Origin of the sequence: Nostoc sp. (assembly GCF_036919815.1) — a bacterium.
Taxonomy (GTDB): domain Bacteria; phylum Cyanobacteriota; class Cyanobacteriia; order Cyanobacteriales; family Nostocaceae; genus Nostoc.
The window spans coordinates 1-9,744 of the sequence record NZ_JBALCE010000045.1 but is presented as its reverse complement, the minus strand read 5'-3'; the positions used below and the strand labels follow the sequence as shown (position 1 = coordinate 9,744).

Below are 9,744 nucleotides of genomic sequence, written 5' to 3'. Positions count from 1 at the left end.
GAAAATGCTCTAAATTGGTTTAATCATTGTGGTCTGTTTTTTGAGCCTATTAGATAGCTCTTCTTGTGGTGAATTTGATCGCAAACTGCTGTAAAAATTTACACCGGAAAGTTGTAACGTGCAAGTTGCAGAAGTTGGAAATTTTTGGCAACAAAATTCAATATACCAACAAATTAAAGACTGGTTGGAAGATGTTCCTTATTTGGTTGCTTCTGGGAAAGGAGTTTATTCATCAGTTCAAAGTAGTGGTTATGAATCTTAGGACGTAACTTTAATGGCAACCCCAATCTTTTATAGTATAGCAGCGTTAATCTTAGAGAAGTATAGTAAGCAAATTCCAGCATTGAATTTAATTGACGCATTGCTCACAAGTTGTAAAGATTTGAGACATTACAAAGAACACCAAGGTAAAGGTTTAATTAAGGTAATCGTAGCCCTATGAAACTTAACGAAAGTCAAATTGCCAAAATTGACCCTCTGCTTAAGGAAGTTTTGATGGAAGCTAAGGGAAATAAAGTAATTCGAGCAATTATCAGTTTAGGGGACGAAAATCAAATTAGATTAAATACTAGCAATTCATCGTTGAAACCTCAGGAATTTACATCATCTGAGGCTGAGCAACAGGCATTAATTGATCAGCGTAAAACCCAACTAGCCGAGGTGCTAGGTGATACTATCGAAGAACTCGAACAACTTTCTTTGAAACCTGTTGGAGATGCACTCAGCGGCGTCGTGGTTGTAGAAGGTTCGGCTGATGCGATTTTGCGCTCATTAGCACTATCTGGAGTTAACTATGTGACTTTAAATCAGCTGATTGCAGTGCCGGAAGTTGCACCAGATGCAGGGGTTAAACATTTTGCTGAGATTTATATAAACACACTTGACCCCCCTTTAGATGAGAAAACCAGAAAATTAATTTATCAAGCATCTGAGCAATATATTATTAACTACCACAAGCGCCATAACAAGTTGCAAATATTGGGAATGCAACAGCCTGTAGATTTGGATTCAATCTACATAGCTGTGCAATATTTGCAGCCAAGTGATATTTGGCGATTGGAATCAATTGAAGCTTTAGACAATCTTTTTTGCGAAGCTGGAAAACGTGGATTTCAGCCCGAAGATGTTGATCAGCAAAAAGGGATTAAAGTTGTAAATCAGCAGCAATATCTGATGGTACTTGGGGCAGCAGGTGCAGGTAAGTCTACATTTTTGCGGAAGATAGGATTAGAAGCACTCAAGGGAAAATCTGGTGAATTACAACATGAATGTATTCCGGTTTTCATTGAATTAAAACTATTGACTGATAGAGAAATTAATCTTGAAGAAGCTATCAAGCAAGAAATGCGGTTGTGTCAGTTGCCCTTTGAAGCAGAATTTACTACCAAAGCTTTACAACAAGGTAAGTTATTAATTTTGCTGGATGGTTTGGATGAAGTACCAACTGTAAACAGGGATTTATTAGTTAGGGAAATTCAAATTTTTCTTGAGCAATACAAAAAAAATAGGTTTATTATATCTTGCCGGACTGCTGCTTATAAATCGCAGTTTAGGAATTTGATGGAAATTGCAATCGCAGATTTTGATGATGCTCAAATTCAGTTGTTTATTCAAAATTGGTTTTCTTCAGAGGTAGATAGAAAAGCCGAAACTGGTGATAATTGCTGGGAGTTAATTAAAAACCAAGAATCAACTAAAGAGTTAGCTAGAACTCCTGTATTATTAACTTTTCTCTGTTTGGTGTATGCCGAATCTCAAGACTTGCCTAAAAACCGAGCTACAGTTTACAGTGATGCTTTAGATATATTACTCAAAAAATGGGCGGCGGAAAAATGCCTTCAAACCGCTCCCCTTTATCGTCAGCTTGGCATCGATTTAGAGAAAATTATGCTAACTGAGATTGCATGTCACACCTTTAAATCACAACGGCTATTCTTATCTCACCAAGAACTTGTGAGTCAAATAAAAGAGTTTCTGGACAATAACGACAATGCACCCAAAGATTTAGACGCCGAGGCAGTTCTCGATACTATAACTATTCAGCAGGGAATTTTAGTAGAACGAGCAAGGGATATCTACTGGTTTTCTCATCTGACACTACAAGAATATTTAACAGCACAATATATTGATGACTATCGCCAAGTTGAGAAATTAGTTACTGAACATCTTATAGATAGACGCTGGAAAGAAGTGTTTTTGCTGGTAGCTGGGTTAATGCGGGGTGGTGCAGATGAGCTACTGTTGTTGATGGAAACCGAAGTAAAAAAATACATTAATACACCGAAGTTGGAAGCGTTATTAAACTGGGCAGAACAGGTAACAGTTGGATCTGAAGGTAATTATAAGCCTGTGAGTAAACGTGCAGCTGCGATCGCCATCGCCAACGCCATCGCCAACGCCAACGCCATTGCTAATGCGATCGCCAATACCAACGCCATCGCCTACGCGATCGCTAACGCCAACGCCATCGCTTACGCTTACGCCTACGTCTACACCAGAGCCTATGCTAACGCCAGTGCCTATGCTAACGCCAGAGCCTATGCCTATGCCTACGCGATCGCCTACGCCAACGACATCGCCAACGTCAACGCCAACGACATCACCAAAGCGATCAATTACTCTCGTGAACTTGGAAAATTAAAAATCTTCAATAACATCAACTTTACTGTGCTGATTGCTCGACTAGAAGCACTGAGAGCTAAAGTTACTGATGATCAACAACTACAAAAACCGCATCTGGTATTTGCTGAACACCTCCAAAAAACTTTATTTAATGCTTTCAATCTCACGCAAGAAATGGTCAACTTATCTGAGCAAGAAGTGAAAGCACTCGGCGATTATCTCTACGCTAATCATCTTATTATCCAGTGCAAACAAGCAGCAGTGCAGGTGTCACCCCAAAGCTGGGAAGCGATTGAGGCGCGATTGTTGTTAGTTCCAAGTGGTTAAGCAACAATAGAAAATTGAGTTGATTACAACAGGCTAAGAATACAAAAACTCAAACCTTTACACCAATCTTGCATTGGGAAGAGGATGTTTATCTAGCTGAATGTCCAGAGGTGCGAACCGCCAGCCAAGGAGAGACGGTAGAAGAAGCCATGTCTACGACGGGCTACGCCTACGCTAATTTGCAGGAAGCAACGGAACTGTATTTAGAAGAGTTCTCGCTTGCTGAAGTCGCTACGCTCAAAGCATTCATAACAAAAGATTAAGTCTTTGTAACAAACACTTAATCTTTTGTTATGAATGCTCCAGATGTAGTTACTACAACTCCAGTTGTTATAAGTAAAATAGAAGCTGTTTTTACTACAACTTCAACTTGTGTTATGAATGCTCAAGCTGTAGTTAGTACAACTCCAATTGTTATAAGTAAAATAGAAGCTGTTGTGACTACAATTTCAACTTGTGTTATGAATGCTCAAGCTGTAGTTAGAAACGTTGCAGTTGTTGTAATAAACCCTGAAGCTGTTGTGATTACAGGAAGTCTTGTAGCTAGGAATGGACAAGTTGTTGTTTTTCATCTTCACTATTATCGAACACTAATTTAAGATGCATACCATCGAGAAAAAGTCAATAAAAAAAGGCTGGGCAGGTGCGATCGCTGAACCGGCAAAAGAATTTCCTCTTACCCAACTGCCAATCCTTTCTGGCAAAATCCCAGATGGCTTGCGTGGCACACTTTACCGCAATGGCCCGGCACGGCTAGAACGCGGTGACGATTGCGTGGGACACTGGTTTGATGGAGATGGAGCAATTCTCGGCGTCCATTTCACTGATGCAGGAGTCACTGGAGTTTATCGCTATGTGCAAACAGCAGAATATGAAGCTGAAACTAAAGCAGATAGGTTCCTCTATGGTGTTTATGGTATGCACACCCCAGGGCCGATCTGGAAGCGCTGGGGACAACAAATGAAAAATGCAGCGAATACCTCAGTGTTGGCTTTACCTGATAAGCTGTTGGCTTTATGGGAAGCAACAAATCCCTATGCCCTTGACTTGGAAACTTTAGAAACGAAGGGATTAGATGATTTAGGTGCTTTGGACAATGGATTACCTTATTCTGCTCATTACAAGCGCGATCCAGACACAGGAGAGATTTTTAACTTTGGAATCAGTATAGGAAGTTCTGTACAACTGAATCTCTACAAAAGCGATGCCTGCGGCGGGCTGCGCCAACCGACTGGCAAAATTATCCAAAAAGCTGCTTTTAAGCTAGATCGCTACTCAATAATGCATGATTTTGTTTTAACTCAAAGGTATCTGGTGTTTTTCATGCCACCGATGCGGATGAAAATGCTGTCACTTATGCTAGGCATGACTACCTTTAGTGAATCTTTGTTGTGGGAACCTCAGTTAGGAACCCAAGTGTTAATCTTTGATCGCGAAAACTTATCCTTAGTTAGTCGTGGCGAAACCGATCCCTGGTTTAATTGGCATTTTGGCAATGGCTATGAAGATGAAGACGGTTCTGTGATTCTGGACGTGGTGCGATATTCAGATTTTCAACAAACTAATGAATATCTCAGAGAAATCGCAACTGGTGAGACACACACAGTTCCTAAAGGAAGATTATGGCAAGTGCGTCTCAATCCTCAAACTGCTAAAGTGACAGCAACGCAAGAAGTTATCAACCGCAGGTGTGAGTTTCCGGTAGTGCAGCGATCGCAAGTTGGGCAACCTTGGCGCTATACTTATGTATCATTAATGCGCCAAGGAACAGATACAGGTGAAGAATTGTTTGGTGCGATCGCCCGCTTCGACTATAAAACCGAAACCCTCACCGAAGCAGACTTAGGAGAAAATCGCTATCCTTCCGAACCCATCCACGCCCAAGACGCCCAAAACCCTGAACAAAGTTGGGTGTTAACCGTTGTCTACGATGGTAATTCTCATAGTAGCGAAGTTTGGGTGTTTGATAGCGATCGCCTAGACACAGAACCAGTTTGCAAACTAGGATTACCCAGCGTCATCCCCCACAGCTTCCACGGCACTTGGAACCCAGCCTCTGCGTTACCTCTGCGTTTCCCTTAGCTACCTGGAGCGTTAAAAAACAACACTACAGTAAAAACGAATAGCATTGATCAGACATAAATTTTTCGCATCTGGTCAATGCAAAATCAAAAATCCCAAAGAGCCTTGCCCTATGCAATTACAAGAAAAACACCATTATTCTCCCACAGAATACTTAGAACTAGAAGTCATTTCCGAGTATCGTCATGAATATATAGATGGTGAAATTATACCCATGACAGGTGGAACACCAAATCACAACCAAATAGCTGGTAATCTGAGTGCAACCCTGAATTTTGCTTTGAAGCGACAACCTTATCGAGTATTCGTCGCCGATCAACGTCTATGGATTCCCAAAAAGCGAATTCATACATATCCTAATGTAATGGTTGTTGCAGGTTCATTAGAATTTTCTGAGGGAGGTACAGATACAATTACTAATCCCTTAGTAATTTGTGAAGTGCTATCCAAATCTACCAGAAGCTATGATAGAGATGAAAAATTTGCGGCTTATTGCACCATCCCCAGTTTTCAGGAATATGTTCTGATTGATCAATACAAAAATCATGTAGAACAGTATTCTAAAACTGACGAAAATAAATGGATTTTCTCAGAGTATGAACAAGAGAATAGTATTTTAACACTATCCTCTATTCAATTTCAAATCCCTCTATCAGATATTTATGATAAAGTTGACTTTGAGGCTAAAGAATAACCTCACTCTAACTGGTTAACTAAGCAACATGACCACTTCCAAACGCCATTACCACATTACTACCTTCGGTTGTCAGATGAATAAAGCTGACTCAGAGCGCATGGCTGGCGTTTTAGAAGACATGGGGTTTGAGTCGTGCGAAGATCCGAATAATGCAGATGTGATTCTCTACAATACTTGCACAATTCGGGATAATGCCGAGCAAAAGGTATATTCCTACCTTGGCAGACAGGCAAAGCGTAAACATGAGCAGCCTAATTTAACTCTCATCGTTGCTGGTTGTGTTGCCCAGCAGGAAGGGGAAGCGCTATTGCGGCGAGTCCCAGAATTAGACTTGGTAATGGGGCCACAACACGCCAACCGTCTTAAAGATTTGCTAGAGTCAGTGTTTGACGGCAACCAAGTTGTGGCAACCGATTTCGTTCATATTATTGAAGATATCACCCAGCCGCGACGGGATAGTAAAGTCACAGCTTGGGTAAATGTAATTTACGGCTGTAACGAACGCTGCACCTATTGCGTCGTTCCCAACGTGCGAGGTGTCGAACAATCTCGTACACCCTCAGCTATCCGGGCTGAAATAGAAGAATTAGGACGCCAAGGTTACAAAGAAGTTACTCTACTCGGTCAAAATATTGACGCTTACGGCAGAGATTTGCCTGGAACAACGCCAGAAGGTAGGCATTTGCACAACTTTACAGATTTACTTTATTATGTGCATGATGTGCCGGGAATTGAAAGGTTAAGATTTGCTACCAGCCATCCCCGTTATTTTACAGAGAGATTAATTAAGGCTTGTGCTGAGTTGCCCAAAGTCTGCAAACACTTCCATATTCCCTTTCAATCTGGGGATAATGAACTTTTAAAAGCGATGGCGCGGGGTTATACCCATGAGAAATACCGCCGGATTATCGATATCATTCGGCGGTATATGCCAGATGCTTCAATTAGTGCTGATGCGATTGTGGGTTTTCCTGGGGAGACAGAAGCACAGTTTGAAAATACTCTGAAACTGGTGGAAGATATTGGCTTTGATATGTTGAATACAGCAGCATATTCGCCGCGTCCAGGGACACCTGCGGCTTTGTGGGACAATCAACTGAGTGAAGAAATTAAAAGCGATCGCCTGCAAAGGCTGAATCATTTAGTAAACTTGAAAGTAGCAGAGCGATCGCAACGTTACTTTGGACGCATTGAATCCGTTTTAGTAGAAGACCAAAATCCCAAAGATCAAACCCAGGTGATGGGACGCACTGGCGGTAATCGTCTGACATTTTTCAGTGGCGACATCAAAGAATTGCAAGGACAGTTAGTCAAGGTAAAAATTACCGAAGTTCGCCCTTTTAGTTTGACAGCTGAACCAGTTGAAGTGAGACAAGCTTTATCTGTCTGAGAAAATAGACATCTGGTGAAATTAAATATGCGTTATCCATAACCCTTGTTTTGACGTAGCAGTGCTACGTCAAAACAATTGTTTTTCACTCCTATGTCTAGAATTGGTATAAGGACAAAACCTGACTATTAAAGCTTATGAAGACCATCACTTTGAATATCCCCAATCTGGGTATCGAGAAGTATAAGTAGCTTGATTTATTAATGGCAAAGACGCAGCTAAATTATAGGACTTACGCACTGTACAAAATAATCATCTTGTGTATTAACGTAAATACGTTGTTTCAGGCTTTTGGAGGTCACTTTTGATTACTGGCGTAGGCGCAGCCCGCCGCAGGCATCGCCAAAATATGATTGAAAAATCTAGCTACAAGCCCTGAAAACTATACCTGTTATTTTGGCTTTTCTGTCAATGCGTAAGTCCTAAATTATTAGTCTGTTGCGCGATCGCTGGTATAGGTAACGTTCTTTGAATACCCGGTGCAACCTTTCCAGTCACAGCATCTACATACTTAGTCACATCTGTGGCTGCCGTAGTTCCAGTTTGGTCATTAGTAACTGAATTACCACTGTAGAATTGAATAATTTCAGCTATTCCCTTGTTTGATAATATATAAAATCTAAGTGTAAATACTAATTCCAGGCATTACTGACATCAAGATTTTACAAAAATCATTCCTTTCAATACTAAACATACCCGACAATTTTTATCGGGTATGTTTGACTGGTATTTTTGCTCGTGTTACTATTCAGGCAACAGTTGACAGACAAACAGGGAAAGCTAGTTTATGACTCAGGCAATCACAACCCAAACCAAAGCCAGCACTGCCTACTTTCAAGCCCTGAAATGTAAGGAATGTGGTGCAGAATATGAACTCAAAGCCACTAATGTTTGTGAGTTATGCTTTGGACCGTTAGAAGTTAAGTATGACTACAGCGCCCTACGCCTAACTGTGACTCGTGAAACAATTCAAGCCGGTCCCAATTCAATTTGGCGCTACCGTCCCTTTTTGCCTGTTGCAACTGACAATGTTATAGATGTGGGAACTGGTATGACTCCCTTAGTTCGTTCCCACCGTCTTGCGCGTCGCCTGGGTCTAAATAAGCTTTATATAAAAAATGATGCGGTTAATATGCCCACCCTTAGCTTCAAGGATCGGGTAGTATCAGTTGCCCTCTCTAGGGCGCGGGAGTTGGGTTTCACTACTGTTTCTTGCGCTAGCACTGGTAACTTGGCAAATTCTACAGCTGCGATCGCAGCTCACGCCGGTTTAGATTGCTGTGTGTTCATTCCCGCAGATTTAGAAGCTGGTAAAATTATCGGTAGCCTGATTTATAGTCCCACCCTGATGGCAGTGAAGGGCAACTATGATCAAGTAAATCGTCTCTGTTCAGAAGTTGCTAATACATACGGGTGGGGTTTTGTCAATATTAATCTGCGTCCTTATTACTCTGAAGGTTCCAAGACGCTAGGCTTTGAAGTTGCCGAACAACTAGGCTGGGAACTACCTGATCATGTTGTTGCTCCCTTGGCTTCGGGTTCCCTATTTACAAAAATTTATAAAGGGTTCCAAGAATTTATAGAAGTTGGTTTGGTTGAAAGCAAGAATGTCCGTTTCAGTGGCGCTCAAGCTGAAGGTTGTTCACCGATCGCCCAAGCCTTCAAAGAAGGACGCGACTTTATTAAGCCAGTCAAACCGAATACCATTGCGAAATCGCTAGCGATCGGCAATCCAGCAGATGGCATTTATGCTGTGGAGTTAGCTCAGAAGACTGGTGGTAATATTGAATCAGTGAATGATGCAGAAATTATTGATGGCATCAAGCTGCTGGCAGAAACCGAAGGTATCTTTACAGAAACGGCTGGTGGAACAACCGTTGCCGTGCTGAAAAAATTGGTAGAAGCTGGCAAAATTGATCCAGATGAAACTACCGTGGTTTACATCACCGGCAATGGTCTGAAAACCCAAGAAGCAATCCAAGGCTATGTTGGCGAACCCTTGACTATTGATGCCAAACTCGATAGTTTTGAACGGGCTTTGGAGCGATCGCGTACTCTCGATCGCTTGGAATGGCAACAAGTCCTCGTTTAGTTATGAGTTATGAGTTATGAGTTTTTTTATTCATAACTCTTTACTCTTAATTTTATTTTTCACTCTTCATTCTTCACTTTGTACTTCTATGGCTGTAAAAGTTTTAGTTCCTACGACTCTTCAGAGTTTTACTAATAATCAAGCTACTCTAGAATCCAACGGTAGCACCATTGCTGAGTTGTTGGACTCTTTAGAACAAAGCTTTCCTGGTATTAAATCGCGGTTGTGCGATGAAGAAGGCAAACTACGTCGGTTTGTAAATTTTTACGTCGATAGCGAAGACATCCGACACTTAGATGGTATTAATACAACCCTGAAAGATGGGGATGAAGTAAGTATTGTCCCAGCTGTCGCCGGTGGTTAATACAGAAAATAGCAAATAAAGTAGAAGCCTGACTAGATAAACCTTTGCAAGATTACCTCATTCCCAGTCAAAGACGGGAGCAATGCGATTTTGTTAGATCGGGCTTTAATTCTCAATTAAAGAGGTGCATTCTCAATAAAAACAGTTATTTCGCTGCGATCGCACCCCTA

At 41.4% G+C, this 9,744-nt stretch carries 10 protein-coding genes; all 10 read left to right on the top strand.

Annotated features, from left to right (window positions below):
- The first annotated feature begins 118 nt into the window (after window positions 1–118).
- A complete protein-coding gene (locus tag V7K15_RS11790) occupies window positions 119–262 on the top strand; it encodes a hypothetical protein (RefSeq protein WP_334905686.1) in 144 nt (47 codons plus the stop codon).
- Window positions 263–274: 12 nt separating this feature from the next.
- On the top strand, window positions 275–442 hold the full coding sequence (locus V7K15_RS11785) for a hypothetical protein (RefSeq protein ID WP_334905685.1): 168 nt from the start codon (window positions 275–277) through the stop codon (window positions 440–442).
- Window positions 439–2,949, top strand: a complete 2,511-nt coding sequence (locus tag V7K15_RS11780) for an NACHT domain-containing protein (RefSeq protein ID WP_334905684.1) — start codon at window positions 439–441, stop codon at window positions 2,947–2,949. Before V7K15_RS11785 ends, V7K15_RS11780 begins: the two co-directional genes overlap by 4 nt.
- A 68-nt stretch (window positions 2,950–3,017) precedes the next feature.
- Window positions 3,018–3,212: a type II toxin-antitoxin system HicB family antitoxin gene (locus V7K15_RS11775; RefSeq protein WP_334905683.1), complete on the top strand. Its 195-nt coding sequence runs from the start codon at window positions 3,018–3,020 to the stop codon at window positions 3,210–3,212.
- 30 nt (window positions 3,213–3,242) lie between these two features.
- On the top strand, window positions 3,243–3,548 hold the full coding sequence (locus V7K15_RS11770; protein WP_334905682.1) for a hypothetical protein: 306 nt from the start codon (window positions 3,243–3,245) through the stop codon (window positions 3,546–3,548).
- 1 nt (window position 3,549) lies between these two features.
- Window positions 3,550–5,031, top strand: coding sequence for a carotenoid oxygenase family protein (locus V7K15_RS11765; protein ID WP_334905681.1), 1,482 nt, complete (start codon window positions 3,550–3,552; stop codon window positions 5,029–5,031).
- Window positions 5,032–5,143: 112 nt separating this feature from the next.
- Window positions 5,144–5,725 (top strand): Uma2 family endonuclease, encoded by a 582-nt coding sequence (locus tag V7K15_RS11760; RefSeq protein WP_334905680.1) that lies wholly within the window; start codon window positions 5,144–5,146, stop codon window positions 5,723–5,725.
- 28 nt (window positions 5,726–5,753) lie between these two features.
- Window positions 5,754–7,118 (top strand): tRNA (N6-isopentenyl adenosine(37)-C2)-methylthiotransferase MiaB, encoded by a 1,365-nt coding sequence (gene miaB / locus V7K15_RS11755; RefSeq protein WP_334905679.1) that lies wholly within the window; start codon window positions 5,754–5,756, stop codon window positions 7,116–7,118.
- 787 nt (window positions 7,119–7,905) lie between these two features.
- On the top strand, window positions 7,906–9,210 hold the full coding sequence (thrC, locus tag V7K15_RS11750; RefSeq protein ID WP_334905678.1) for a threonine synthase: 1,305 nt from the start codon (window positions 7,906–7,908) through the stop codon (window positions 9,208–9,210).
- An 88-nt stretch (window positions 9,211–9,298) separates the two neighbouring features.
- Complete coding sequence (locus tag V7K15_RS11745; RefSeq protein WP_292792418.1) at window positions 9,299–9,574, top strand: ubiquitin-like small modifier protein 1; 276 nt, start codon at window positions 9,299–9,301, stop codon at window positions 9,572–9,574.
- Window positions 9,575–9,744: the final 170 nt, after the last annotated feature.